The following is a 25001-nucleotide window of genomic DNA, read 5'->3' on the forward strand; positions in this document are numbered from 1 at the left end:
TTGCGGGTCACCTCGCCGTGCCCGGTAGTGCGAACGTAGTGCGAAACTGGAAGCATGAAGTTGCTGCTCATCCGCCACGGACAAACCCCCGGCAACGTGCTCGGCCAGCTCGACACCGAGCTCCCGGGGCCGGGCCTCACGGAACTCGGCGAACGCCAGGCAGAGGCGATGGCCCGCTCGCTGGCGAATGAGCCCATCGGCGCCCTCTACGCGTCCACTCTGGTCCGGACCCAAATAACGGCCGCGCCGCTCGGCCGGGTACACAGCCTGGAGGTCGAGGTGCTTGAGGGCCTGCACGAGATCGAAGCCGGGTCCCTGGAGAAACTGACGGACCAGGAGTCCCACAAGCGCTACATGGGAACGGTCTTCTCCTGGGCGGCGGGGGACCTGGACCGGAGGATGCCCGCCGGACCTGACGGCCATACTTTCTTCGACAGGTTTGACGCCGCCATCCGCCAGGTGGTGGAGCGGGCGCTGGACCAGCGGCATGAGGCGGCGGCTGTAGTGAGCCACGGCGCCGCCATCCGAACGTGGGCGGGACGCCGGGCGGAGGACGCGGATCACGAGTTTGCAGCACGCCATGTGCTGGCCAATACCGGGATCGTTGCGCTGGAAGGCGACCCGGACCGCGGCTGGAAACTGCTCCACTGGGACGGAAGCCCGGTGGGTGGACTGGCTTTGGCTGATCCAACCGCGGAGGATCCCACCGGGCAGGACGTCGCTGGGCAGGACACCGCCCGGGCTTAGGTCAGCTGCCGGATCCGACGGGCGGGGAACACGGCCATTCTGCGGCAAGGGCTGTTGGCTTCGTCGACGGGTACGGGCAGGAGCCGCGCGGCCATGCCCGCGGCCTCCGCCGCCGTCGGCCGTTCCGCGCTGTCCATGGCAGTCAGGGACCGGAGGAAGGCAGACCAGCCGGGCCCCAGGGAGTCCGGCACCTGCGGGCTGCGAAGTGTCCTGGCCACGAGCGACTCGATGGCCGTCCCGGGAAATGCCTTGGATCCGGTGAGGAGCTCCAGGAGGACCAGCCCCATCGCATAGACGTCCCAGGAAGGACGGACGGGACCTCCCGAGGCCTGTTCCGGGCTCATGTAGTGCACGGTTCCTGAGGAGACACCTGGTTCCGCAGGTGACCCGGCAGCCGCCACGATGCCGAAATCCACGATACGCACCGGGCTTCGCCGCAGCCCGCTCAGCATCAGGTTGGCGGGTTTGATGTCCCGGTGGACCAGTTCTTCCCCATGGAGATGGGCCAGGGCCTCGAAGAGCCCGCGCGCCCAGCCGGCTACAACGTCCGGGTGGTGCCGGCCGGTCCGGGCGGCCTCCGCGAGGCTCGGGCCCAGGGCCAGCTCCTCCACCAGGAACGGCCGCCCCGCCAGCGCCGTTCCGCCGGGAACAACGCCCAGTCCGATGAACCTGACAATTGAGGGGTGGTGCCGGAGGGCTGCCAGCACCGCGGCCTCGTTGCTGATCCTCTCGAAGTGCTTCGCGGAATCGTCCACGGCCACCTTGACGGCTACATCCGGCCCGCCATCAAGGTCGGCGGCCCGGAAAACCTGCGCCAGGGTGCCTCGGCCCAGGAGGTCCTTGAGCTGGTAGCGGCCCGCGACGACGGGTCCGCCGGCGGCGTGAGCGGCAGGCAGGTGCCTGCCCTCGGGGGACGCGATGCTCATGCGGAGAGGGCGGCGGAGTATGGCTGGGCGGCTTCAGTCTGGAAGGCGCGGGCGTACGGCGACCGGATCCAGGCGTCGAGCTGGAATCCGCAGCCGCAGCGCCATACGGGAGGAAGCTGGACAGGAGCGCCGTCCTCGGGCTCAAAGGAACAGCCGACGGCGGCCGGCCCCACCGCGGGAGTAACGAGATCCATGGGTGCGCCGCAATGGAAAGCCCGCCCATTGCCTTTGCCATCAGAAATCAACGAGACACTGGAATCGGCGCGGTCGGCTGCGGACTCCAGGGGTAAAAGCTCAGTAAAGGTAACCAACACGCTCACGACTCCGGCTGTAAAAGTTTCGGGATTATTCGTAAGCATACATATTGCTAGTCAATCTAGCTAGTCCGACTAGTTACTTTTTTCCTCAGCGTGCGATTTCTGCAGTGCTTCCGTCATGCGCGTCAGGAATTCCACCACAACCCGGGCCTCCTCGGCCGAAAGGCCTTCGGCGACTGCCATCATCTCCCGGTGCATGTTGCCGAGGGTCAGGCGGACCTCCCGGTCGGATTCCACGGTGGGGACCACCACCACGGACCGGCGGTCCGTGGGATGGGCTTCCCGGCGGACATGGCCGCTGGCTACGAGCCTGTCAATGAGGGACGTCGTTGAAGCGCTGGTGATGCCCAGGAATTGGCTGATGTCCTTGGGAACCACGGATTTTCCAGAGGCTTGGACCCGCAACAGGTAACGGAGGGCCAGGATGTCCGTCTCACCCATGCCCATGGAGTCACGGGTGGAGCGGCGCACCGCCGTTTCGGCTGTCCGGTAGTCGCGGAGGGACTTCAACACCGCGGCGCTGTAATCCAACTGACCGTCGGGCCCGTACCAATATCCGGACCCCTCATTACCCGTAGAACGCATGCAATCATATTAGACCAGCTGATAACTAGACGGCCAAGTAAGTTGCGGGCGGCGGGGCCCAGTACGTTATCCGGGTGCTTACCGGCAGGAAACACCGGCGTAACCGCCTCCTCCTAGCCTAGGTATGCATAACCCTTCGGCGAAGCGAGGCAGAATGCAGACCAACCCCCGGTTGAACATCAGGCAGGTGCCCTGGTCAAATCCCGTAGGGGCCGACCTGCGGCGCGCCCAGCAGGCCGAACTCGACGCCCGCTTTGGCACCCCTGACCATGAACCCGGCCCGCCGCCGTCGAGCGCGGACTGCGCCGTCTTCCTGGTGGCCTACGACAAAGGCTCGGGCCAGCCCGTGGGCTGCGGCGGCCTGCGGATGATCGATGCCACCACCGCAGAGATCAAGCGGCTGTACGTCATCCCCTACACCCGGGGCTCGGGTGTGGCCAGCTCCATCCTGGCGGCCCTCGAGGCAGAAGCGTTCAAGCTTGGGTACACCCGCATCAAGGCCGAAGCGGGATCCGCCCAGCCTGACGGCCGGAACTTCTACGAAAACTCGGGCTTCGAGGCCGTACCCAACTTTGGCCCCTACATCGGATTGGCGCACTCCTACTGCTATGCGAAAAGCATCAATGCCCGCAGCGCCGCCCAGACCGCCATGGCCTAGTCAGGCGTCCCGTATCAGGGCGGGCTCCGTCACAGTGGGTGTGGCTGCAGCGCCTCAGCTAACCTCGGCCTATGGAAACCGCAGACATCACCTTCCGCACCCGCAAGTGGGTCCGGCCCGAGGACCTGAACGCCAACGGGACGCTGTTCGGCGGCAGCCTGCTGAAATGGATCGACGAGGAAGCCGCCATTTACGCGATCCTCCAGCTGGGCAACGGCCGCGCCGTCACCAAGTACATTTCGGAGATCAACTTCGTCAGCTCCGCGGTGCAGGGCGACCTGATCGAGATGGGGCTGACAGCCACGCGCTTCGGCCGGACCTCCCTGACCATGCGCGCCGAGGTCCGGAACATGATCACACGGCAGAGCATCCTCACCATCGAGGAAATCGTCTTCGTGAACCTGAGCCCTTCCGGCAGGCCGGAACCGCACGGCTACACCGAAATCACCTACGACCGGGACAGGATCCCCACCCACCACCTCACGGAGACACTCAGCGGCGACGCATAGTGGGCATGCGCAGCAAGGGCTGACGTTTCACCCCCTGTTTACCCGCCCGCCCCCGGCCGTTCCTTTGACTGGACCAGAGTAACCAGCCGGGCTGTTTATCGAATCGATAGCCATAACAGCCGTGAATTCTGCCTGCCCGGCGTTAGGCTTGCCGGACATGCTCCGATTCCAGTCCAGAAATGAGTCCAGATCGTGCGTACTTTGAAGACTTTGGTTGCCGCCGCCGTCGCCGTCACCCTTATTGCCGGATGCGGCGGAGGTGAAGCATCGCCCGGGGCCTCGGGTGATGCCTCCTCAGCCCCGGCCGGCGGTTCCGGGGACACCCTGGTGGTTTACACCAACTCCAACGGTGAGGGCCGCGGGGAATGGTGGACCGCCAAGGCGGCCGAGGCCGGCTTCAAGATCGAGATCGTCGGCGCGGGCGGTGCGGATGCCACCAACAAGCTGATCGCGGAGAAGAACAACCCCATCGCCGACGTCGCTTTCGGGCTCAACAACATGTACTTCTCGCAGATCCAGGCCGAGGACGCCCTGGAGGCGTACGAACCCTCGTGGGCGGGACAGGTGGACAAGGAACTGGGCGACGGCCAGACATACTGGCCGCTGGTCAAGCAGGCCATCCTCCTGGGCTACAACTCGGACAAGATCCCCGCGGACAAGGCGCCACAGGACTGGACCGACCTGTGGACCAAGGACGAGTTCAAGGACCGCTACGAGCGGGTAACCGGCCTGGGCACGGCCACGGCACAGCTGGTCTTCGCCGGAATCCTCAGCCGCTACCAGGACGACTCCGGAGACCTTGGCGTCTCGGACGAAGGCTGGAAGCAGGTGGAGCAGTACTTCCAGAACGGCAGCCCCGCCGTTGCGAAGACCGATCTCTTTGCCCGGATCGCCTCCGGTGAAGTGGACATGGGCCAGATGCCGTCCTCAATCATCGCCGAACGCGAAAAGTCCTTCAACGTCAACGTGGAAACAGTGATCCCCTCTGTTGGCGTCCCGCTGGCCGTGGAACAGATCGCGCTGGTGAAGGGCACGGAGAAGAAGGAACAGGCGCAGAAGTTCATCGACTGGTTCGGCAGCGCCGAGGTCCAGGGCGAGTTTGCCAAGCAGTTCAACTCGATGCCGGTCAACAAGGAAGCTGAAGCCCAGGCCAATCCCGAGGTGGTGGACTTCTTCGCGGACCTCAAGCAGCAGGACATCGACTGGGACTTCGTGCAGGAGAACATGGGCGCCTGGGTGGAAAAGATCGAACTGGAGTACATGACGTAACCCGGCACGCTGCCGGTCCCCGTCCACCCACCCGCTTGCTTCATCAGACAGGCTTGCCATGATCCGTTTGGACAACATCGAAGTTTCCTTTGGTGATTTCACCGCCATCCCGAACCTTGACCTGCACGTGCTCCCGGGAGAGTTCTTCACCCTCCTGGGGCCTTCAGGCTGCGGGAAAACGACGGCGTTGCGCACCCTGGCCGGCTTCATCCAGCCTTCCTCCGGGACGGTGCAGGTTGACGGCAAGGACGTGACCCGGCTTCCCAGCGACAAGAGGCAGGTGGGCATGGTGTTCCAGAACTATGCCCTCTTCCCCAGCATGAGCGTGTGGGAAAACATCGCTTTCGGGCTGCGGGTCCGGAAGGAGAAACCCGCAGACAGCGACCGCCTGGTCCGGGACATTGCACGGCGGGTGGAGCTCAGTGACGAGCAGCTGTCCAAGAACGTCGCCGAGCTCTCCGGCGGGCAGCAGCAGCGCGTGGCGGTGGCACGGGCCCTGGTGCTGCGGCCCAAGATCCTGCTGCTGGATGAGCCGCTGTCCAACCTGGACGCCAAGCTGCGCCACCAGCTCCGCCAGCAGCTCAAGGACCTGCAAAGCGAATTCGGGATCACTACGGTGTACGTCACCCATGACCAGGATGAGGCCCTGGCCATGAGCGACCGTGTAGCCGTGTTCAACAAGGGCGTGGTGGAGCAGGTGGGAACGCCGCAGGAGATCTACGACCATTCGGCCACCGAGTTCGTGTGCAACTTCATCGGGGACAGCTCGGCCCTGACTCCTGGATTCGTGGCCGAGCTGAACCGGCTCTCAGGGGCGGGGCTCAGCACGGACGCCAAATCCTACCTGCGGGTGGAAAAGGCGTCCCTGGCCCCCGCTCCCGAAGGAGGCGCCGCCGTCGGCCTCGCCGGCACAGTGCTGTCCCGCACCTATCACGGCCTGCACAGCCGCTACGTGGTCCGCAGCCACGGTGCCGACATCCGCCTGCTGGTGAAGGAGGAAGGCGGCGCCCACCACGACCCCGGCACGGAAACCACTGTGTACCTTCAGCCTGCGCACGTCCTGCAGTACCATCCGGACACAGGTGCCGCCCTCCGGCAGCGGGACCCGGCAGCAGTCCTGCCATGAGCGGCACGGCCGTTCGCACCATGGTCCGCTCGCCCTTCGTGCTGATCGTGGGGGCCGTCCTTACCTGGTTCATTGCCGCGTTCCTGGTCTGGCCCAACATCAACGTCCTGATGGCCACCTTCTTCCCGGACGGCAGCTTCTCGGGGCGCGCTGCGGAAAAGCTCTTTTCGTCCCAGCGCGCCATGAAAGCGCTGGGCAACAGCTTCCTGCTGGCGGTGGCCCTGTCCATCACGGTGAACCTGGTGGGCGTGTTCATTGTCCTTGTAACGCACTACTTCCGGATCCGCGGTTCCAAAATCCTTTTCCTGGGCTACGCGTCCACGTTTATCTATGGCGGCATCGTCCTCGCTGCCGGGTACAAGTTCATATACGGGGACAAGGGAATCGTTACGTCCCTGCTGGTCAAGGTGTTTCCCGGCATGGACCCGGCATGGTTCTCCGGATTCTTCGCCGTCCTGGTGGTGATGACCTTCGCCACCACCACCAACCACATGCTGTTCGTGGCCAACGCCCTCAAAGGCGTTGACTACCAGACCATCGAAGCGGCCCGGAACCTGGGGGCCTCCACGTGGACCATCCTGCGGCGCATCGTGCTGCCCATGCTCAAGCCCACCCTGTTCGCCGTCACCATCCTGTCCTTCCTGACCGGCCTCGGCGCCCTGAGCGCTCCCCAGGTGCTGGGCGGGCGGGACTTCCAGACCATCACCCCGATGATCCTGACGTTCACCAACAGCCCCACCTCGCGGGACCTGGCAGCGCTGCTGGCCGTGATCCTGGGCCTGGCCACCATCCTCATGCTCGCCGTGATGTCCCGGCTGGAAAAGGGCGGCACCTACTTTTCGGTGTCCAAGGTGTCCTCGGCGCTGCAGAAGCAGGACATCACAAACCCGGTGGCCAACGTGGTGGTCCACGCGGTGGCCTACCTGCTGTTTGCCGTGTACACGCTGCCGGTGGTGCTGATTGTGCTGTACTCCTTCGCCGACGGCGCCGCCATCCAGACCGGCGAGCTGGCGTTTGGCAGCCTCACGCTGGAGAACTACGAGCGGGTCCTGACCCACCAGTCCGGGCTGCGGCCGTTCATCGTGAGCGTGGTCTACAGCGCACTGGCGGCACTGATCGCCGTGGGCGGGCTGCTGTTTGTGGCCAGGCTGCTGCAGAAGTACAAGAACTGGGTGGCTTCAGTCTTCGAGTACCTGCTCCACATTCCCTGGATCCTGCCGTCCGCGCTGCTGGCCCTGGGCCTCATCATCAGCTACGACCACCCCAACCCCCTGGTGGGCGGGGCGGTCCTCACCGGGACCACCGTGATCCTGCTGATCGCTTTCGTCACGGTCAAGATTCCCTTCACGCTGCGCATGCTCAAGGCGTCCTTCGCCTCGGTCAACTCCTCGCTGGAGGAGGCGGCGGCCATCATGGGCGCGAAGACCCTGTACGTGTTCCGGCGGATCCTGCTGCCTTTGGTGCTCCCCGCGGCCGCGGCGATTACGGCGCTGAATTTCAACAGCCTGCTGGACGACTACGACACGGCAATCTTCCTGGCCCATCCCCTGGTCCAGCCGCTGGGCCTGGTCATCAAAGCCAACACGGACGGCGCGGAGGGGGTTGACGGCGTAGCCAACACGTTCGTCTACACCGTGCTGCTGATGGTCATCACCGGAGTGACCATGTATCTCGTCTACGGCCGCTCCAGCAGGGAAAGGTCCCGCAAGAAGCGGCTGCCGGCCGTTCCCCCCGCGTCCGCGGTCCCCGGTCCGGGGCTTCCCGGAACACCCGTTTCCGGAGAGGACGCGGCGCAGCCTGCAGCACCAGTCCGCTGATCAGCCCGCGGAACCGCTGACGACGGCGGCGCGGCCGTTCCGCCGCCGGGCCAGCTTGAGGAGGCCATCCCGCAGCGGCTGGGCGCCGTCCGCGAGGGCGACGCGCCCCATTGCCGAGGACGCCAGGCTGAGGGCACGGGTCCGCAGGCGCCGCTGGCGGTCGTAGGCGTGCAGCGCCTGGCCTTCGGGCAGAGTGTTGAGAAGGTCCGCCAGTGTCACGGCGTCCACCAGCGACTCGCAGGCGCCGCGCCCCAGGGTGGGCAGCATGGCGTGGGCGGCATCGCCGATGAGCACGGTCCGCCCGCGGACGTAGGAGCCCAGATGCGGAACGGTCCAGAGCCGCTGGACCAGGCATGCTTCGGGAGTGGCTTCGGCCAGCGTGCGGCGGATGGCGGGGGCATGGGTGGCATAGCGCTCCCGGGCGTATTCCAGGGCTGACGCTGCGTCAATCCCGTACGGGCCCATGCCGGACCGGTAGCTGGCCCACCAGAAGGACCCTCCCCGGGCGGCAGCCATGCCGAACAGGTCGCCGCGGCCCCAGTACTCGCCCACCTCGTCGTGGCTGACCGTTGTAGGCAAAGTCCCACGGAGGGCGAGGTACGGGGTGAGGCGGGCTTCCGTTCCGGCGCCCCAGGCCTCCCGGCGGACTGCGCTGTGCACGCCGTCGGCCCCGACCACCAGGCTGCCGCCGTCGGGACGTGACCCAACGTTGCGGGTTACCCGGCGGACTGTTCCCGGGACGGCCCCGTCCAGCAACCGCAGCAGGTCAGCCCGGGAAATGCCGAACATCTCCCCCGCGTTGACGGTGATCCAGGGCTCTCCCTGGGCGTCACGGACCGATCCGCTGCCGAGCACCGGGCTGACCGCCCGCGCCTCTTCAAGGATTCCCAGCCGCACCAGCGCACGTTGGGCGTTGGGCCACATTCCCAGCGCGGTGCCCACGGCCGGAAGTTCGGGCCGCTTCTCGTACACCGTCACCTGGAACCGGCTGGAGTCCAGGGCGGAGGCCAGCGCCAGGCCGGCAATGCCGCCGCCAACAATCGAAATTGTTTCCATGCTGGTGATTTTACTACTTTTGTAGTGAACCGGAAGGGGTCAATTACACTGGGCCCATGCCTGACCGCCGGACCCAGCTCCTCGATGCCGCCCTGGCCGTTGTGGCGGACAAGGGCATGAAGGGCCTCACACACCGGGCTGTGGACGCCGCCGCCCAGATGGCGGAAGGGACAACCTCGAACTACTTCCGCAGCCGCGCCGCCCTCGTGGAAGCGGTGCTGGACCGCTTGGAACATTTGGACGGCCAGCTGCTCCGTGACCAGGGCATGGCCGGTCCGCCGCGCACCCTTGACGAACTTGCGGGCCAGCTGGCCGGAATGGTGCTGGCGCTGGCCGGCGAGCACGCTGGCCTGACCCGCGCCCGGTTGGCCCTCTCCCTGGACCGGCCCGAAGCGGTGACTGCAGGACATTTCCGACTGGTGGGCGGCCTGGTGCCGGCCCTCACCGCTTTAGGGGTTGCTGATGCCGCCGCGCGCGCCCGGGACCTGGCAGATTACGGGGACGGCGTGCTGCTCCACCTGCTCACGGTCAGGCGCGACGAGCAGCCCGATACCGCAGCCATTGCCGCCGCAGTCCGGCGGCTGCTCGCCCCCTAAGACGCGCTTCCCGCCGTCGTACCTCCCGGAGTTTTTGTCCAGATATGCAGGGTTAAGTGCCCTTTTACCCTGCATATCTGGACAAAAACTCTGCGTGTCAGGCCTGGCCCGGCCAGCCGGTGTAGGCCTCGGCGAGGTAGGCCATGCCGTGCCTGGACGACACCACGGAGTTCAGTTCGCCGAGCTGGCGGGCGCGGGAGAAGTCGTCCGCATCGGCGGGGGTGTGCAGCATGGTGGTCATCCAGTAGGAGAACTGCTGCGCCTTCCACACCCGGGCCAGGGCGCGGTCGCTGAAGGAGTCCAGGAGGTGGTCCGAGCCTGAGTTGTAGTGGGTGTCCAGCCCCTCGAAGAGCATCTTGACGTCGTGGATGGCCAGGTTGAGGCCTTTGGCGCCGGTGGGCGGGACCGTGTGCGCGGCATCGCCGGCGAGGAACAGGTTGCCGTGGCGCATCGGTGTATGGACGAAGCTGCGGAACGGCAGGACCATCTTGTCGATCACCGGGCCCTCCTTGAGCTCGAAGCCGTTGCCGTTGACCCGGCTGCGGAACTCCGCCCAGATCCGGTCATCGTTCCACTCCGCCACGTTCTCCTTGGGATCGCACTGGAAGTACATGCGCTGGACGGTTTCGGTCCGCTGGCTGATCAGGGCAAAACCGTTGGCGGAGTTGGCGTAGATCAGCTCGTCGGCACTGCGCGGAGACTCGGCCAGGATCCCGAACCAGGCAAAGGGGTATTCGTGGAAGTACCACTTGCGGCTGGCCTCGGGAATCTGGAAGCGGCAGTGGCTCCGGGACCCGTCGGCGCCCACCAGGAAGTCGGCCTGGATCTCAAACTCCGTCCCTTCGGCGTCCGTGAACCAGACCTTCGGCGAGCCCTCGAGGTCATGCACGGTAGTGTCCGTGACGCTGTAGCGCACGTCTCCGCCGTCGGCCTTCCTGCGGGCGGCGAGGTCCAGGAACACATCCGTCTGCGGGTAGAGCCATACGGACTCCCCCACCAGGTCCTTGAAGTCCACGCGGTGGCTCTCCCCGTTGAAGCGCAGCTCGATGCCGTCGTGCCGGTCGCCGTCGCGCAGCACCCGGTCCGAGACCCCGCTGTCCACGAGCATGTTGACGGTGCCGTGTTCAAGGATGCCGGCGCGGACGGTCTCCGAGATGTCCTTGTGGCTGCGGACTTCAATGACGGTGGACTCAATGCCAGCCTTGGCCAGCAGGTGTGACAGCATCAGGCCGGCCGGGCCTGCGCCCATGATGGCCACCTGGGTGGTGATGCTTGTGCGGGGCATGGCGTTCTCGCTTCGTTGCGGGGCCGCAGCTGCGGCCGTGTATGGCTTCTGCCAACAGTGTGCGCTCCGGCAGGTAAGGGGCGGCACATGAATTCCGTTCAACGGAAGAAGGGTGCCGGACTACGCGTTGTTCAGCCGGCGCGCTATCCCCCGGGCTGCCGTCTGCAGTGCGGGCACCAGTGCCTGCAGCCGCATTTCGCGCAAAGGGACTACGACGCCGAGCGAAGCCACCGCGCGCTGGCGGGTGTCCAGCACGGGGACGGCGATGCCCCACGTGTCCGGGTCCACCACGCCCTTCAGCTGGGCAAAGCCTTGGTGGAAGGTCTCGCTGAGCAGCACCCGGAGAATATCGGTGGTGATCTTTCCATCCGGATCCGCGAATTTGTCCAGGTAGTCGCCTTGCAGCAGCCTGTCCTGGTGGGCCATCAGTGCCAGCCCCGCGGACGAGGTATGGACAGGCATCCGGCCGGCCACCCTGGCCCGGTTGGCCACGGATCCGCGGCGGGACAGCCGTTCAACAAAAAGCGCGTCCCAGCCGTCCAGCACGGCCAGGTTCACATTCTGGTTGAGCACCTGCTGGATGTCCTCCATGAACGGCATCGCCGCCTGGCGCAGGGCAAGCGTGGGGGCGGTGCGGTTGACCAGTTCCCAGAGCCGCAGGCCGGGCCGCACCAGGCCGCCGGGAGCGGCTTCCAGGAGCCCGTGGTCCGCAAGCTGGCGGACCAGCCGGTGGGCAGTGGTGAGGGGCAGGCCCGAGCGCTCCGCCAGCTCGGACAACTGCAGGGCACTGACATCCTCCGGGAAGGCGGAGAGCAGCCGGACAATCCTGTCCACCATCGAGTCCCCCGAGGAAGAATTCGCCACTTCACCCCCGCTTCCGTTGAATGGGACCAGCCTACCTTCGCGGCTGCTGCCGCGGCTAAGGCACCTGGGCGGGTGCCGGCGTCGTACCTCCGCGGTAACGGCGCCACGCCTCCGGAGCCAGGACCACAGTGATGCCGACGGCGGCGCCGATCACCGTTTCTATGATGCGGTCCCGGAGCAGGACGGCCGGGGAGGCGGGGACCACGAGGAGGGTGGATACCAGCGCCAGCGGCGTAACGAAAATCTGGGCCAGCAGGTACTGCCTGATGATGAACAGTTCCGCGCCGAACTGGCACAGCGCCATGACCAGGACGGTCTGCCAGGGCGGCAAGCCCAGCAGCAGGATGCCCGCCATCACGCCCAGTCCAAGCACGGTGCCTATGATTCTTTGCATTCCGCGGCGGACCCGGTGGCGGGTGGTGTGGCCCACCAGCGGAACGACGGCGGCCACCATAGCCCAGTAATTATGGCCGAAGCCGAGGCGGCTGCCAGCCCAGGTTGCCAGCGCGCCGGCCAGTCCTGCAGCTACCAGGTAGCCCAAGCCTTCAAGCACGGCGGCACGCTTCTCGTCCGGGGTGCGGCGGATGGGGCGCGGCCAGGTCCATGCTGTCCGGTGGCTGGGGAGGACCCGTGATGAGAAACCGATCAGCAGGGACAAAGCGGTGGTCAGGGCAGCCACCAGCATGGCCTCCCAGAGCGGTGGCTGGTTGGGGATGGAGGCGATGGCAGCGAAGGCGAAGATGTGGAACAACGATCCTGCCGGGCGCAGCCGGAACCACGAGATGGCCACGGAACAGCCGCCTGCCACCAGCGTGGTGGCAAGCACCAGGAGCCACGTGGTTCGGGCCCCGTCCAGTCCCCAGGCCCCGCCGGCCCGGGCAGCGAGCGCTGCAAGGAAAATGACCAGCAGCATCAGCAGGCCGGCCCGCAGCTGCAGTGCGAAGCGGGTCCCGTGGGGTTCGCCGCGGCCGTAGATACCGGTGAAAGCCCCGAACGAGGCGAAGATGGCAAGGTCCAGCCGGCCCAGCAGCACAAGCGTGAAGAGTGGCACGAAGACACCCACCGCGCACCTCAGGGCCGGGTGGTGGTCCTTGTTGGCGGGGGCAATGCTGAACATCTCGGTGAGCATCTTCACGTGGAATTGGGCCTTCCTGCGGTCCGGGGCGTCTGGGTGGATTCATTGTCCGGTTGAGACGGGCGGCCGCGCTGACGTTCCTCAAAAATCCTACGCCCGGCATGCTTCGCACGATCGGAACGGCCGGGCAACACCGACGAAACAGCACCACGCGATCCTTGGACCATGAAGCCCGGTGCAAGCAAGACTCCCGCGTCTGAACTGAGCTGCGAAGTCTGCGGCCTGATGCCCGAACCAACAAGGACCCGGCTGACCCTGGCCAACGTAGCCGTGATGCTGCCAATTGAGCTCCTGGTCCACGCCCTGGTGGTGGACACTCAGCTTCCCTACCTGGCCAAGGTCCTTGTGCTGACCGTTACCGCCACCGTCCTGGTGATCTGGGTGGCTGAACCTTCCGCGGCGCGGGTGCTTCGCGGGTGGTTGCATGCGCCGGCCCTGCGGCACCGGCGGCGGCTTGCCGGCGCACCGGCTTTGTGGCGGGCGCGCACCGTCCTGCAGGATGAGCCGGGGGCGCTGCAGAAAATCACCAAGGCCCTGGCCCGCCTGGACACCAACATCCTGGGCATCCACGTCCACCCCGTGGCCGGCGGCGTGCTGGACGAGTTCGTCCTGTCCTCGCCCGGAGAGGTGAGCGAGCACCAGCTTCTGGACGCACTGCATCTGGCGGGCGGCACACACTCCCACGTCTGGCCCACCACCGCCCTGGCGATGGCGGACGGACAGACCAAAGCGTTGAGCCTGGCTGCGCGGATCGCTGATGCGCCGGATGAGCTTCCGCTGGCCGTGGCGGAGCTGCTGCGTGCACGGATCCTTTCCCCTGCCGAGGCAGCCTTGGAAAGGTACGACGCCGGCACGCGGCTTAAGATCCCCACGGCCTGGCATGGCCCCATCACCTTTGTCCGGCCGGGTGAACCGTTCACGCCGGCGGAATCCGCCCGGGCCCACCGGCTTGCTGAGCTGGCCGAGATCCTGGCGCACCGCTCCGCCGCGTCTTCGCCCAACTAGGTAGCAGCAGATGTCGTTTTGACCCACCAAAACGACACTTAGCGCTACTTACTTGAGAATTACATCCGGAGGGTCAGGGCGGACGGGTCCATGGTCATGACGACGTGCTTGCCCTGCCCTTCGTGATCGCCGTCCAGCTGGTAGTCGTCGTTGTGCTCCAGGGCGATCTCCACGGTCTTGCCTTGGAAGTATTCAACAGCGGTGTCCTTGCTCCGGCCCTTGCCGATCATCCCGGCCACCACTGAAAGCCAGCCCAGCTTCCCGTGGTGGGGCGCCAGCACGGCCACGTCCAGCAGGCCGTCGTCCATCTTGGCCTCCGGGAAGATCTCCAGGCCGCCCTGGACCTTGCCACAGTTGCCCACCATAACGCTGCGGACTCCGCGGTGAACCGCGGTCTGGCCATCGATCACAATGGTGGCCTTGACCGGCTTGCCAGGCAGGTTCCGGATGCCAGCGTCCACGTAGGCCAGCCAGCCCACTTTGTCCTTCAGGTCCTCGTTGGTATCAGCCATGATGGTGGCGTCGTACCCCACGCCGGCCATGACCAGGAACAGCTGCTCCATGTCCGGATCGCTGCGGCGGGCACGGACCACGTCGATCTTCCGCTCGATGCCGGTCAGGGCCCCGGCCATGGCGCCGTCGTAATCGGTGACGTCCATGCCGAGGTTGCGGGCCAGGAGGTTTCCGGTGCCCAGCGGAAGCAGCCCCATCGGCACGTCTCCTCCGGACAGCACTTCAGCGACGCACCGGACCGTTCCGTCACCGCCGGCGGCGATGACGATGTCCGCCCCCTGCGCGAGAGCTTCCTTGGCCTGGCCGACACCGGGGTCCTCCTTGGTGGTTTCGAACCACATCGGCTCGCCCCAGCCGTTTTCCACGCAGTGCTTTGCCACCAGGCCGCGCACGTCGATGTCCACCGGCTTGGCGGGATTGACGATGATTGCAGCGCGCTGGAGAGAGGTGGAGCTGTTGGCAGTCATGGTGTCCTCTGGTGGCAAGTGGAAAGGCTACGTCTGAGAGAAGACTAGCCTGCCCCGCGCGGGCCTCGAAGCAGGTTGGCAGGAGCTTCGCCGCGAGGGGCGCGGCTACAGTGCCTTCACGGCGCCGAGCACCTGGGCCAGCGAGTCCTTGGCATCGCCGAACAGCAGCGACGTCTGCGGCTCGTACAGCAGGTCATTCTCGATCCCGGCGAACCCGGGCCGCATGGAACGCTTGAGGAAAACCACCTGCCGGGCATCCGCCACTTCCAGGATGGGCATGCCGTAGATGGGTGAGCCGGAGGACGTCTTGGCTGCCGGGTTCACGACGTCGTTCGCGCCCACCACCAGCGCCACATCCGCCGTTTTGAACTCGGGGTTGATCTCCCCCATTTCCTTCAGGGACTCATACGGGACGTTGGCCTCGGCCAGCAGCACGTTCATGTGTCCGGGCATCCGGCCGGCCACCGGATGGATGGCGAAGTCCACCTCGATCCCGCGGCTTTCCAGTGCCAGCGCCAGCTCGGCCGCGGTGTGCTGGCCCTGGGCCACAGCCAGCCCATAGCCGGGAACAATGATGACGCGCTGCGCGTAGCCCAGGAGCACCGCAACGTCCTCCGCGCTGGAGGAACGGACGGGACGCTCGCTCACGGCGGTGGATCCCGCCGTCGAACCTCCCCGGAACGCTCCGAACAGGATGCCGGCCACGCTGCGGCCCATCGCAGCCGCCATGGCCCGGGTGAGGATAGTGCCCGAGGCGCCCACCAGGGTGCCGGCGACCACTAGGAGGACGTTGCCAAGCACCACGCCGGAGGCGGCGACGGCCAGGCCGGTGAAGGCGTTCAGGAGGGAGATGACGATGGGGACGTCGGCGCCACCCACTGGCAGGACCAGCAGGATGCCGGCCGCCAGGCCCAGGACCAGCAGCAGCACCGCGAGCGGAAGGGAACCGGTAAAAACGACGACGGCGGCGGCCGCCACAGCGGCGAGCAGCACCGCCGCCATCACCACGGGGAGCCCGCGGAACACCACCGGCCGCGTGGTCATCAGTTCCTGCAGCTTGGCGAACGTAACCCCCGAGCCTGCGAAGGACACGGCACCGACCAGGAGCGTGAACACGATGGCCACCCGCACCCAGGGATCGCCTGCGTGGCTCAGTTCGAGAAGCGCCACGAGGGCAGCCGCTCCGCCGCCAACGCCGTTGAAGGCCGCAACCAGCTGCGGCATCTGCGTCATCTTCACGCCCCGGGCCACGGGCGCCGCCACCACCGTGCCTACGGCGATGGAACCAAGGATCCACGGGACGTTGTCCAGCTGCGCGGACAGGAACACCGTGACGACGCCGATCAACGCACCCAGCGCACCGATCAGGTTGCCGCGGCGGGCGGTCCGCGGGGAACTGAGCCCGCGCAGCGCCAGGATAAAGAAGACCGCGGCGATGAGGTACAGCAGTGACGTCCAGACCGGACTAAGGAGGCTCACTTGCTGTCCGCCTTAGTCGACGGGGTCCTGGCAACCTGTTTCCTGGCATGGAACATGTGCAGCATGCGGTCGGTGACCACGAAGCCGCCCACCAGGTTGGCGGTGGCCAGGACGACGGCGAGGAGCGCCACCGCGAGCACCCAGGGGTCCGCTGCCTGGCCGGCCACAATGATGGCACCCACCAGGATGATGCCGTGGATGGCATTGGCTCCGGACATCAGCGGCGTGTGCAGGGTGCTGGAGACCTTTGACACCACCTCGAAGCCGACGAAGACGGCCAGGACCGTGATGGTCAGCAGGCTCATTCCGTCCATCAGAGTGCTCCTTCCCGCGAGGTGGCGGCCCGCTCGGCAAGCAGGTCCGCCGTCGGCTGGTGCCGCACCGTGCCATCGTGGGTGAGGCAGGCCCCGGCGATGACCTCGTCACCGAAGTCGGGGACCAGCGCACCGTCCCGGACCATCAGCACCAGCAGGTTGGCGACGTTCTTGGCGTACAGGCGGGAGGCGTCCGACGCCATGGCGGAGGGTGCGTCCTTCAGGCCGACCAGCGTGACGTGGCCGGAGCCGTCCGCGGTGGGGATGGGAACGTCCTGGCCAGGCACGGCGCCTTCCACGTTGCCCCCCGATTCCGCAGCGAGGTCGACGACGACCGAACCGGCCCGCATACCCTGCACCATCTCGCGTGTGACCAGGAGCGGTGCCCGCCTTCCGGGGACGGCCGCCGTCGTAATCAGGACGTCGGCCTGGGCCACGTGCGGTGCCAGCAGCTGGCGTTGCCGGGTGCCGGCGTCGGAACTGAGCTGGCGGGCGTAGCCGCCGGCGGCCTCTGCCGTTTCGAGGTCCAGCCGGATGAAGGTGCCGCCCATGGAGGCTACCTCGTCCGCGGAAGCGGGGCGGATGTCGTTGGCGAAGACCCGCGCGCCGAGGCGCTTTGCCGTACCGATGGCCTGCAGGCCCGCCACCCCCGCCCCCAGGACCAGGACCCGGGCGGGCGGGACGGTGCCGGCGGCTGTCATGTACAGCGGGAAGAACCGGGGCAGCCGGATGGCTGCCTCAAGGACGCAGCGGTACCCGGCCACGAGGGCCTGGGAGCTGAGTGCGTCCATGGACTGGGCCCGGGAGATGCGGGGCACGAGTTCCAGGGCGAAGGATGTCACGCCGGCCTCGGCGAGCGCCTGGACGGTTGGCAGTTCGGACGACGGCGACGCGAGGCCCACGGAGACGGCGCCCCTTTTCAGGGACCGGGCGGTGTCCGGGTCGAGGGGCCGGACGTGGGCGAGGACGTCCAGCTGGGCGGGATCAAGGCCGGGGACAATATGTGCGCCCGCCTGGCTGTAGGCGAGGTCCGGGTACCCGGCCGCCGCGCCGGCGTCTTCCTCGAGGAGTATCTCGACGCCGAGCGCCGCCAACTGCTTGACCGTTTCCGGTGTGGCGGCCACGCGCCGTTCACCCTCCCGGCGTTCCCGCGGTATGCCCAGTTTCACCCGCCGACTCCCCTCGTTGCACGGATGCGGCAGCGCCGCCCTGCCCGGCCGTTCCGGGTTCACGTGGACCAGGAGGCTTCGCGGAGCGGCGCTGCTGCACGTAGTTGGCTTGAGTCTATGGCCCGCACCGCTGCCGCGGGAGTAGGGCGGCGTGCTTGGGTGGCAAACAGTTACCTTACGTATCGCTTGGACGTCCGCGGCTGCTGTGTTCCCCGCCCGCCAGCCGGTAGGAGTCCTGCAGCAGTTCCGCCAGCAGCTTCGCGTCGATCCGGTCCAGCCGCACCAGTACCAGCTGGGGAGAGCGCTCGTGGTGCGGGGTCCAGAAGAAGGTGTCCGGCTCCGTTCCCGCCAACGCCTCGCGTTCTTCGGTCTTGACGGTGAGGACTCCGGGTTCCCAGATGCGGGCCATTAAGGTCCTGGCGAACCAGGCGGGCTGGCCCCAGCTCAGCCGCTCCGTGACGCCCGGCATCGCCAGGGCAATCCTGCGGACCTCGGCTTCAGTGGCCATGAACCACAGTTGCACCCGCCATTGCAGGCCGCAGTACATCCATCCCGCCGAAGCGTCTTGCGGGGCGGCCCTGGTAGTCCAGCCCTATGTCACGCGCTGTTTCCTGCAGGAGCGGGACAACAGTCTGTTCAATCACATCCTGGCTGGAGCGGTGCGTCTGCAAGGAGACGTTGACGGCGCCGACAGCCTCGTCTCCGCACCAGATGGGAACGGCAACGCCGCGGAGGCCGTTCTCCAGTTCCTGGGAGACCATGGACCACCCCTGGCTCCGGGCAAGGCTGACCTCGTCCTTGAGGGCCTCCAGGCTGCCGACGGAGTGCTCGGTATAACGCTGCAGGTGGACTGATTCGTAGTACGCATCCAGGCTGCCGGCCGGCAGGGCAGCGAGGAGCACCCGGCCCATGGATGTCGCCCACGCCGGAAACCTGGTGCCCACGCTGATGGATACGTTGAGCAGGCGCGGGGACGGGACACAGGCGACATAGGCGACGTCCGCCCCATCAAGCACGCAAAGCGACGCCGTCTCGCCGAGCTCGGACGCCAGCAATTTGAGGTGCGGCTCGGCAACACGGGGAAGGGACAGGATGGAGAGGAAGGAGGAACCCAGCTCCAGGGAGCGGGCGGTCAATTCAAAAGATTGTCCGTCGGTCCGCAGGTAACCAAGGTCCGCCAGCGTTAGCAGGAACCGCCGGGCAGAAGCGCGCGTTATGTCCGTCGCCGCCGCGATCTGGGAGACGGTCAGGCGGGGGGTTTCCGAGGTGAACGCCCTGAGGACGTCAAAGGCCTTCCCCACCGACTTCACAAAGTACGCCGGATGTTCTTCCATGAACTTCTTGCCCTTCCGAGAAATACGGGACACCGGGTCCACCTGGGTGGACCCGGCATCCTTGAGCGTATCTAGCTGGAAACCTTCGCCTGGTCCGCTCTGGCACCCTCTGCCTTGCGCCGCTTCAGCTGGGCGCGGAGGGGAGGGACAACCAGCGCCGCGGCAGAGATGGCAAGGAGCACCAGCGCAATGGGACTGGTGAAGACGGATGCCCACCCGTCAGTGATGAGGGCGCGGCGCAGGTTTGCCTCCGCCAGAGGCCCCAGGATCAGGCCCAGAACGGCGGGTCCTGCAGGGAAACCGAAACGCAGCATGAACAGCCCCACGGCGCCGAAAATCATCATCATGAACACATCGAAGACGCTGTTGTTGATGGAGTACGTCCCCACCATGCAGAAGATCAGGATGATGACCCACAGGTAGTGGCTGGGCAGTTCCAGCAGTTTGACCATGCCGCGCATGCGCAGCAGGCTCAGCCCGAGGGTCAGGATGGTGGCGATCAGCATGATGGTCACCAGCGAGGAGACGAGGTCCGGCCGGCTGCTGAAAAGGCTGGGCCCCGGCTGGATGCCCCAGATCATCATGGACCCGATCATGACGGCCATGACGGAATCGCCGGGGACGCCGAGCGCCATGGTGGTGGTCACGCTGCCGCCAAGGGTTGCCGTGCTGGAGGTATCGCCGGCAGTCAGACCCTCCAGGGAGCCCTTGCCGAACTCCTCCGGGTGCTTGGAGACTTTCCTGGCGTTGTCCCACGCGATGATGCCTGCGATGTCGCCGCCCACTGCCGGGACAAGGCCGACGACGGATCCGGTCACCGCGCCGATTCCCATCGGTTTGAACAGCCGCTGCATCAGTTTCCGTCCGGGCATCCACTGGCCCAGCTGGGTGACGGGCTTGACGTGGTGCAGGTGCCTGCGCCTGGTGAGGATCTGGTTGAGGACTTCCGCTACGCCGAAGAACCCGATGATGACCGGAATGAACGGTATGCCGCCGTTCAGTTCCAGGACATTCAGGGTGAAGCGCGCGTCACCGGTGATGGGATCACGGCCCACGGTGGCCAGCAGCAGACCGAAGGCTCCGGCGGCAAGGCCCTTGAGGATTCGTCCCGAGGAAACACCCACCATCATCGTCAGGCCGAAAACCACCAGCGCGAACATTTCCGGCGGCCCGAACTGCCGGGCGAACTCCGAAAGGGGTACCGCGGCAACCGCCAGGATGAGGATGCCAAAAAGCATGCCGAAGGCCGAGCCGAAGGCGGACGTTGTCAGGGCCAGCCCCGCTTGTCCTTTCAGGGCAAGCGGGTAGCCGTCAAAGGTTGTGGAGATGGAGGCAGGAGTGCCCGGGGTGTTGATGAGGATGGCCGGCACCCGGTCCCCGAACTGGGCCGCCACATAGATGGTCAGCAGGACGGCGAGGCCCTGGATAGGTTCCAGCGTCAGTGTGAACCCGCTGGCCAGGGCCACGGCCATGGTGGCGGTCACACCCGGGAATGCACCCACGAGCATGCCCACCAGGATGCCCAGGCCGATGTACAGGAGGGTATCGACCTGGAGGACGGTCACGATGCCGTCCGTAACGGGTGAGGCAGCGATCTGGATCATAGGTTCACCCGCAATGCGACGACGAAAAGGAAATGGAGGAGGGCCGTAACGATGGCCGGGAACACGATCAGTGGCCTCCAGCCCCGGCCGCCGTACAGAGCCGTCAGCGCGACGCACGTTGCGAACGTAATCAACCAGAACTGGAGGACGTTCCACAGCAGGAGGTAGCCCACCAGGATTACCGCCGTCAGCAGCATCCTGCCGATGCCCCACCCGCTGAGCGGATCAGGGAGGTTGGCCCGGCTGACCCCGCGCAGCACGTTGACCACCACCTGCAGGACGCCGAAAACGATAAGACTCCATGCGAGCATGGTGGGCCAGAAGGGAGGCCCGAGTTCCACCCGGACCCCTGAACGGATGCCCTGGGCGAGCACCAGGACCAGGATGCCGAGGCCTATGGTGACCGCAGCTGGAACCAGTTCCCTGAGCCGGTGCGCGCGGTCCGTAACCAGCACCTCGGACGCCGGGTGGATATGGGCTTCGGCGTGGTCCTGCTCAGGGTCTGTTGGGTTGAGGCCTGCCGGCGGCCCTGTTGCTGTGTGATCGTTCATTGCGGTTCCTCAGTAGGGGCCGGCCAGCGGAAGGCTGGCCGGCCCGTCTGCCTCGAAGTGTGTGCCTGGCGCTACTTGCCCTGCGCGAGCTTGATCCACGGTCCGTAGCGGTCGGCTTCCTCGTCAAGGAACGCCTTCATCTCCTCCGCGTCCTTGAAAGTGGGTACAAGGTTGGAACCTTCGATGACCTTCTTGTACTCCGGGTCCTCAACAGCCTTGCCCATGGCGTCGGAGAGCTTGCTGACAACTTCCTCGGGTGTACCGGCCGGAGCCATGATCCCCACCCATGAAGCATTCTGCAGGTCAATCCCTTCTTCCTTGGCGGTGGGGACGTCCGGGTTCTTTGGATCCCGTTCCTCCGTCAGCATGGCCAGGTAGCGGAGCTTGCCTGCGTCCACCTGGTTCTTCTGCGTGCCGATCGCATCGATCGAGAAGTCGACGTCACCGGCCGCCGCAGCGGCAACGGCCGGGGCGGAGCCGTCAAACGGTACAGATGTGAGCTCGATTCCGGCAAGTTCCTGGAAGCCCTGGGCGGGGGAATCCCAGACCGAGCCAACACCCGGGCTGGAGTAGGTGACCTTTCCGGGATTGGCCTTGGCGTCCGCGACGAGGTCCTTGAGCGACTGATAGGGGCTGTCCACCGGGACAGCGATGGCACCGGGTCCGGCCAGGCCCTGGCCAATCGGCGCGTAGTTGGACGGGTCAATGTCGTAATCCTGGAACTGCAGGGTGGCTACCTCTACGCCCATCATCGAAAGGTTGTAGCCGTCCGGCTTTTGGTCCTTCAGCCAGTTGTAGGCCACCGACCCGTTGGCCCCCGGCTTGTTTTCGACGATGACCTCGACGCCCAGCTCTTTTTCCAGCAGCGGTGCAATGGTACGGGCCGTCAGGTCCCCCGAGCCGCCTGCGGCCCAAGGAACGGTCAGCCGGATGTCCTGCGCGGGGAAGTCGGCTTCGGAACTGCTGTTGCTGCCCGAGGCGCAACCAGTCAGCGCAAGCAACCCCGCCGTGCCCACTGCGAGTGATTTTAGAAGGGTTTTCACTACGGTTTTCTCCTTTGATACCCGTAATCCGACAAGGCTGCCGGCTATCATCTCCGACAGTGCACCTCATCTGGGACCCTGTACGCATCACGAACATGTGTGCATAAAACGTACAGTAGTTGTAATCTAGTTCACATCGAGGCCCGGAACAAGGCCGCGGCCGAAATTGTGACCAAGCAATCCGACCCATGGACGCTTCGCACTGGCGGGGCCGGAAGGTGGACAGAATGAGTACTCCGGCGGAGTCATACCTGGTGGGGTTGATCGGCGAAGGAACCACGCACTCCCTGACCCCTGCCCTCCACGAGCGGGAAGCCGACCATCACGGACTGCGGTACATCTACCGGACCGTGGACCTGACTGTCCTGGCACGTCCGGCCGGAGACGTGGGGGCCCTGCTCTCGGCCGGACGCGACCTCGGCTTCAATGCCTTCAACATCACCGTTCCCACCAAACAGGTTGTCCTTGGGTACCTTGACGATCTCTCGGACGATGCGGCGCGGTTGGGGGCCGTCAACACCGTCCTTATCCGTGATGGCAAGTTCATCGGCCACAACACCGATTACTCCGGATTTGGCTCCGCCCTTGAGGAAGGCCTTCCAGGCGCGTCCCTTGGACGTGTTGTGCAGCTGGGCGCCGGCGGCGCCGGCGCCGCTACGGCCTACGCGCTCCTGGCAGCAGGAGCTGAGCACCTGTGCGTCCTGGACCTTGATCCCGCCCGTTCCCGGGAGCGGGCCGAGGCCCTGGCGCGGCACTTCCCGGACAGGAACATCGAATGGCGGCCGATGAGTGAGGTGGCCGATGTGATGTCCGACGCCGACGGGCTGGTGCATGCCACCCCTGTGGGGATGCACGCCCATCCGGGCATGCCCCTGGACGGGGACCTGCTCCAATCCCGGCACTGGGTGGCCGATATTGTCTACCGCCCGATCGAAACTGGGCTGCTCAAGGCAGCCGCTGCCAAAGGGTGCCGCGTGCTGGACGGCGGCCACATGGCCGTGGGCCAGGCAGTGGACGCCTTCCGCCTCATCACGGGCGTGGAACCGGACCGCTCACGCATGAGGGAGCATTTCCTGTCCATGCTCCGGCGGGGGGCCTAAGCATCAACAGTATGCGCCCCCTGGACCGGCTAACCCCGTGCGCTGAGGTCGGCGGAGATGAGTTTCGCCGTCGCAATGATCTCCTGTGCCACCGAAGCCAGGAAGGCGTCCGGGTCCGGTTTGGCAGCGACGGACTGGGCCTGCAGGGACACGTTGACAGCCGCCACAACCTTGGAGCGGTCGTACACAGGGGCAGCCACGGACATCAGGCCAAGCTCCAGCTCCTGGTCCAGCAGGCACCAGCCCTGCGCCCGGACTGTCTCCAGGACCGACAGAAGGTCCTTGACGGTGCCCAGGGCGCGCGGGGTCAGCGGTTTGATCTCGGCGGCGGCCAGATAGGACTTCAGGTCCGCCGGGGGCAGTCCCGCGAGCAGGACGCGGCCCATCGACGTAGCGTACGCCGGGAAGCGGGTGCCCACGGTGATGCCCACATTCATGATCCGGCGGGTGGTCACCCGGGCGATGTAGGCGATGTCAGTCCCGTCGAGCACTGCGGCAGAAGTGGATTCCCCCAGCTTCAGGGACAGTTCCTCAAGGTGCGGCTGCGCCATCTGCGGCAGCGACAGCCCGGACAGATACGCGTAGCCCAGCTGGAGCACCTTGGCCGTGAGCGCGAATGTTTTACCGTCGGTCCGCACGTAGCCCAGTTCCACCAGGGTATGCAGGAACCGCCGGGCAGTGGCGCGCGTCAGCCCGGTGCGGGCTGCCACCTCCGTCAGGGTCATCACCGGGTGGTCCGTATCGAATGCACGGATAACGGCGAGCCCGCGGGCCAGGGACTGGACGTACTGGTCACTGGCCTGCGGGGCACCCGCTGATGCTGCGTCGGTCATGGTTACCAATCCTAGGGCCGGTTCAGGCCGCGGCAGCCGCCTTCAGCGGGACGGGAACCAGTTCCTGGAGCTCTTCAAGGGTGCAGCCGAAGGTTTCGCGGACGGTGATGCCGCCGGGTCCGGTGAGGAAGACGGCTTTGTCCGTGTAGACGCGGGTGACGCAGCCGACTCCGGTGAGCGGGTAGGTGCAGGACTCCACGATCTTGGAAGCACCCTCGCGGGTGAGGAGGGTCATCATGACGAAGACGTCCTTGGCGCCGGTGGCCAGGTCCATGGCACCGCCGACGGCGGGAATCGCCCCGGGTGCCCCGGTGTGCCAGTTGGCGAGGTCGCCGGTTGCGGAGACCTGGAAGGCGCCCAGGACGCAGATGTCCAGGTGCCCGCCGCGCATGATGGCGAACGAGTCTGCGTGGTGGAAGTAGGACGCCCCCGGGAGTTCGGTGACGGGGATCTTGCCGGCGTTGATGAGGTCGCCGTCGATCTGGTCACCTTCGGCGACCGGTCCCATGCCCAGCATCCCGTTCTCCGTATGGAGCGTGATGTTCTGTTCCTCGGTGAGGTAGTTGGACACCAGGGTGGGTTGGCCGATCCCCAGGTTCACGAAGGAGCCCGGAGCGATATCTTTGGCCACCAGCCGGGCCAAGTCATCCCGGCCAAGGGGTGCGGCGGAGGTCTGGAGGGTTGTCGCGGTGCTCATTA

Annotated in this window: 27 protein-coding genes; 9 read left to right on the top strand and 18 right to left on the bottom strand. The window is 66.2% G+C overall.

Going from position 1 to position 25001, the window contains the following annotated elements; translation table 11 throughout:
- Nucleotides 1-54 precede the first annotated feature (54 nt).
- Nucleotides 55-747, top strand: coding sequence for a histidine phosphatase family protein (locus tag ACIQF4_RS16665; protein WP_400516628.1), 693 nt, complete (start codon nt 55-57; stop codon nt 745-747).
- On the opposite strand, the gene ACIQF4_RS16670 is transcribed toward ACIQF4_RS16665, so the two are convergent.
- The 3 genes from ACIQF4_RS16670 to ACIQF4_RS16680 form a co-directional block, all read right to left on the bottom strand.
- The gene (locus ACIQF4_RS16670) at nt 744-1673 is read right to left on the bottom strand and encodes a serine/threonine-protein kinase (RefSeq protein WP_400516629.1); all 930 of its coding nucleotides are present in this window, start codon (nt 1671-1673) and stop codon (nt 744-746) included. The two genes, ACIQF4_RS16665 and ACIQF4_RS16670, sit on opposite strands and share 4 nt — an antisense overlap.
- Nucleotides 1670-1867, bottom strand: coding sequence for a hypothetical protein (locus ACIQF4_RS16675; protein ID WP_400516630.1), 198 nt, complete (start codon nt 1865-1867; stop codon nt 1670-1672). Before ACIQF4_RS16675 ends, ACIQF4_RS16670 begins: the two co-directional genes overlap by 4 nt.
- A gap of 195 nt (nt 1868-2062) precedes the next feature.
- Nucleotides 2063-2575 carry a MarR family winged helix-turn-helix transcriptional regulator gene (locus ACIQF4_RS16680; protein WP_400516631.1) on the bottom strand — a complete coding sequence of 171 codons (513 nt, stop codon included), beginning with the start codon at nt 2573-2575 and terminating at the stop codon, nt 2063-2065.
- A 154-nt stretch (nt 2576-2729) separates the two neighbouring features.
- Here ACIQF4_RS16680 and ACIQF4_RS16685 point away from each other — a divergent pair, with 154 nt between their 5' ends.
- The 5 genes from ACIQF4_RS16685 to ACIQF4_RS16705 all read left to right on the top strand — a co-directional run bounded on the left by ACIQF4_RS16685 (nt 2730) and on the right by ACIQF4_RS16705 (nt 7954).
- A complete protein-coding gene (locus ACIQF4_RS16685; protein ID WP_400516632.1) occupies nt 2730-3233 on the top strand; it encodes a GNAT family N-acetyltransferase in 504 nt (167 codons plus the stop codon).
- A gap of 71 nt (nt 3234-3304) precedes the next feature.
- Nucleotides 3305-3742, top strand: a complete 438-nt coding sequence (locus tag ACIQF4_RS16690) for an acyl-CoA thioesterase (RefSeq protein WP_400516634.1) — start codon at nt 3305-3307, stop codon at nt 3740-3742.
- A 192-nt stretch (nt 3743-3934) separates the two neighbouring features.
- Nucleotides 3935-5011 carry an extracellular solute-binding protein gene (locus ACIQF4_RS16695; protein ID WP_400516635.1) on the top strand — a complete coding sequence of 359 codons (1077 nt, stop codon included), beginning with the start codon at nt 3935-3937 and terminating at the stop codon, nt 5009-5011.
- A 58-nt stretch (nt 5012-5069) separates the two neighbouring features.
- Complete coding sequence (locus ACIQF4_RS16700) at nt 5070-6137, top strand: ABC transporter ATP-binding protein (protein ID WP_400516636.1); 1068 nt, start codon at nt 5070-5072, stop codon at nt 6135-6137.
- On the top strand, nt 6134-7954 hold the full coding sequence (locus ACIQF4_RS16705; protein WP_400516637.1) for an ABC transporter permease: 1821 nt from the start codon (nt 6134-6136) through the stop codon (nt 7952-7954). The genes ACIQF4_RS16700 and ACIQF4_RS16705 overlap by 4 nt, the downstream gene beginning before the upstream one ends.
- Here the strand turns inward: ACIQF4_RS16705 and ACIQF4_RS16710 are convergent, their stop codons facing one another.
- Complete coding sequence (locus ACIQF4_RS16710) at nt 7955-9010, bottom strand: FAD-dependent monooxygenase (protein WP_400516638.1); 1056 nt, start codon at nt 9008-9010, stop codon at nt 7955-7957. It lies immediately after the preceding gene.
- A 56-nt stretch (nt 9011-9066) separates the two neighbouring features.
- Here ACIQF4_RS16710 and ACIQF4_RS16715 point away from each other — a divergent pair, with 56 nt between their 5' ends.
- Nucleotides 9067-9606: a TetR/AcrR family transcriptional regulator gene (locus ACIQF4_RS16715; protein WP_400516640.1), complete on the top strand. Its 540-nt coding sequence runs from the start codon at nt 9067-9069 to the stop codon at nt 9604-9606.
- 97 nt (nt 9607-9703) lie between these two features.
- Here ACIQF4_RS16715 and ACIQF4_RS16720 read toward each other — a convergent pair whose 3' ends face one another.
- The 3 genes from ACIQF4_RS16720 to ACIQF4_RS16730 form a co-directional block, all read right to left on the bottom strand.
- Nucleotides 9704-10891, bottom strand: coding sequence for a 4-hydroxybenzoate 3-monooxygenase (locus tag ACIQF4_RS16720; protein ID WP_400516642.1), 1188 nt, complete (start codon nt 10889-10891; stop codon nt 9704-9706).
- Between the two features lie 120 nt (nt 10892-11011).
- On the bottom strand, nt 11012-11755 hold the full coding sequence (locus tag ACIQF4_RS16725) for an IclR family transcriptional regulator (protein WP_400516643.1): 744 nt from the start codon (nt 11753-11755) through the stop codon (nt 11012-11014).
- A gap of 55 nt (nt 11756-11810) precedes the next feature.
- The gene (locus tag ACIQF4_RS16730; RefSeq protein ID WP_400516645.1) at nt 11811-12890 is read right to left on the bottom strand and encodes an FUSC family protein; all 1080 of its coding nucleotides are present in this window, start codon (nt 12888-12890) and stop codon (nt 11811-11813) included.
- A gap of 165 nt (nt 12891-13055) precedes the next feature.
- Here ACIQF4_RS16730 and ACIQF4_RS16735 point away from each other — a divergent pair, with 165 nt between their 5' ends.
- A complete protein-coding gene (locus ACIQF4_RS16735; RefSeq protein ID WP_400516646.1) occupies nt 13056-13895 on the top strand; it encodes an amino acid-binding protein in 840 nt (279 codons plus the stop codon).
- A 59-nt stretch (nt 13896-13954) separates the two neighbouring features.
- Here ACIQF4_RS16735 and ACIQF4_RS16740 read toward each other — a convergent pair whose 3' ends face one another.
- From ACIQF4_RS16740 to ACIQF4_RS16780, 9 genes are all read right to left on the bottom strand, one after another.
- Complete coding sequence (locus tag ACIQF4_RS16740; protein WP_350003559.1) at nt 13955-14875, bottom strand: diacylglycerol kinase family protein; 921 nt, start codon at nt 14873-14875, stop codon at nt 13955-13957.
- A 105-nt stretch (nt 14876-14980) separates the two neighbouring features.
- The gene (locus ACIQF4_RS16745; protein WP_400516647.1) at nt 14981-16354 is read right to left on the bottom strand and encodes an NAD(P)(+) transhydrogenase (Re/Si-specific) subunit beta; all 1374 of its coding nucleotides are present in this window, start codon (nt 16352-16354) and stop codon (nt 14981-14983) included.
- Nucleotides 16351-16668: an NAD(P) transhydrogenase subunit alpha gene (locus ACIQF4_RS16750; protein ID WP_231457821.1), complete on the bottom strand. Its 318-nt coding sequence runs from the start codon at nt 16666-16668 to the stop codon at nt 16351-16353. Before ACIQF4_RS16750 ends, ACIQF4_RS16745 begins: the two co-directional genes overlap by 4 nt.
- The gene (locus tag ACIQF4_RS16755; RefSeq protein ID WP_400516648.1) at nt 16668-17837 is read right to left on the bottom strand and encodes a Re/Si-specific NAD(P)(+) transhydrogenase subunit alpha; all 1170 of its coding nucleotides are present in this window, start codon (nt 17835-17837) and stop codon (nt 16668-16670) included. The genes ACIQF4_RS16750 and ACIQF4_RS16755 overlap by 1 nt, the downstream gene beginning before the upstream one ends.
- Nucleotides 17838-18012: 175 nt before the next feature.
- Nucleotides 18013-18345, bottom strand: coding sequence for an MmcQ/YjbR family DNA-binding protein (locus tag ACIQF4_RS16760; RefSeq protein ID WP_400516649.1), 333 nt, complete (start codon nt 18343-18345; stop codon nt 18013-18015).
- Entirely contained in the window at nt 18335-19204 is an 870-nt protein-coding gene (locus ACIQF4_RS16765) for an IclR family transcriptional regulator C-terminal domain-containing protein (RefSeq protein ID WP_350003551.1), read from the bottom strand. Before ACIQF4_RS16765 ends, ACIQF4_RS16760 begins: the two co-directional genes overlap by 11 nt.
- 38 nt (nt 19205-19242) lie before the next feature.
- The gene (locus ACIQF4_RS16770) at nt 19243-20775 is read right to left on the bottom strand and encodes a tripartite tricarboxylate transporter permease (RefSeq protein ID WP_350003550.1); all 1533 of its coding nucleotides are present in this window, start codon (nt 20773-20775) and stop codon (nt 19243-19245) included.
- A complete protein-coding gene (locus tag ACIQF4_RS16775) occupies nt 20772-21326 on the bottom strand; it encodes a tripartite tricarboxylate transporter TctB family protein (protein WP_400516650.1) in 555 nt (184 codons plus the stop codon). Before ACIQF4_RS16775 ends, ACIQF4_RS16770 begins: the two co-directional genes overlap by 4 nt.
- A gap of 71 nt (nt 21327-21397) precedes the next feature.
- Nucleotides 21398-22369: a tripartite tricarboxylate transporter substrate binding protein gene (locus ACIQF4_RS16780; RefSeq protein WP_350003546.1), complete on the bottom strand. Its 972-nt coding sequence runs from the start codon at nt 22367-22369 to the stop codon at nt 21398-21400.
- A gap of 227 nt (nt 22370-22596) precedes the next feature.
- Here ACIQF4_RS16780 and ACIQF4_RS16785 point away from each other — a divergent pair, with 227 nt between their 5' ends.
- Nucleotides 22597-23469, top strand: coding sequence for a shikimate dehydrogenase (locus tag ACIQF4_RS16785; protein WP_400516652.1), 873 nt, complete (start codon nt 22597-22599; stop codon nt 23467-23469).
- 29 nt (nt 23470-23498) lie between these two features.
- Here ACIQF4_RS16785 and ACIQF4_RS16790 read toward each other — a convergent pair whose 3' ends face one another.
- Nucleotides 23499-24302, bottom strand: coding sequence for an IclR family transcriptional regulator C-terminal domain-containing protein (locus tag ACIQF4_RS16790; RefSeq protein WP_400516653.1), 804 nt, complete (start codon nt 24300-24302; stop codon nt 23499-23501).
- Between the two features lie 22 nt (nt 24303-24324).
- The gene (locus ACIQF4_RS16795; protein ID WP_400516654.1) at nt 24325-24999 is read right to left on the bottom strand and encodes a 3-oxoacid CoA-transferase subunit B; all 675 of its coding nucleotides are present in this window, start codon (nt 24997-24999) and stop codon (nt 24325-24327) included.
- Nucleotides 25000-25001 lie beyond the last annotated feature (2 nt).

Source organism: Pseudarthrobacter sp. NPDC092202 (genome assembly GCF_044755505.1).
Classification (GTDB): Bacteria; Actinomycetota; Actinomycetes; order Actinomycetales; family Micrococcaceae; genus Arthrobacter.